At 31.6% G+C, this 956-nt stretch carries 1 protein-coding gene; it reads right to left on the reverse strand.

Translation table 11 applies throughout. From position 1 onward, the window contains the following. Positions 1-171 precede the first annotated feature (171 nt). Positions 172-765, reverse strand: a complete 594-nt coding sequence (locus V6U76_RS05330; protein ID WP_333024105.1) for a ribonuclease HII — start codon at positions 763-765, stop codon at positions 172-174. Between the last annotated feature and the right edge of the window lie 191 nt (positions 766-956).

A 956-nucleotide genomic window follows, 5' to 3' on the forward strand; every position in this document is an offset into this window, starting at 1 on the left:
GAAGATGTAGAAATGAAGTCACGTGGAACATCTGAAACTACAGAGACATAAAATATGTAAAGTATTCAGTATATAGTCACCAAAAATTTTGAATTCTAACACAACGTAGTTTTTCTAGAAGAAAAGAGAGTTAAAATAATTTAGATTTTGAGTGGCCTTTAGTTGGGTTGTCTATGGAATAAATTTTGTACAAAAGTTCTTTCTGTGATGTATTGTAACGCCAAGGTTTTGTATGGCGTTAATGTGTTCCTTAGTTCCGTATCCTTTATTTTGATACCAGTTATACTGTGGAAATTCATCATGTAATTCTTGCATAAGTTCATCTCTGGTAACCTTTGCAATAATTGAAGCTGCTGCAATTGATATGCTTATGTTGTCACCATTTATAATTGACTGCGTTTGCCATTTTACCTTGGGTGGCTGGTTTCCATCTACTAATGCATAATCTATCTCTAAATTTAAATTAATCAAAGCCCTTTTCATTGACAGCTTCGTTGCTTCCAAGATATTATATGCATTTATCTCTTGAATAGATGAAATACCAAGAGCAACTTTTGCATTTAGTGTTATATCATGATAAAGAATTTTGCGCTGTTTTGGTGATAATCTTTTAGAATCTCTAATATTAGATATCGCTATCTCTCTATTATTAAATACTACTGCTGCAGATACTACAGGTCCAGCAAGTGCTCCCCTACCGACTTCATCTACTCCTGCTACTATTCCTGAAAGTTCATTTTCTAATGAAAGATCTGGGTACTTCATATTGCTACTTTATTACAAAATGTCAGAATTTAAAGCTTGAAATACTTAGTATAACAAATAAAATCAGATTTTCTCTGTGATAACATAATATTATATTAATGGACTGGTCATTGATTTTACTATCAATAATAGTATTTGTTTTTCTTCTCTTATCATTTTCTTTTTCAGGTGCAGAGACAAGTTTAATTTCG

Source organism: Wolbachia endosymbiont of Pentidionis agamae (genome assembly GCF_036711655.1).
Lineage (GTDB): Bacteria > Pseudomonadota > Alphaproteobacteria > Rickettsiales > Anaplasmataceae > JAZHPY01.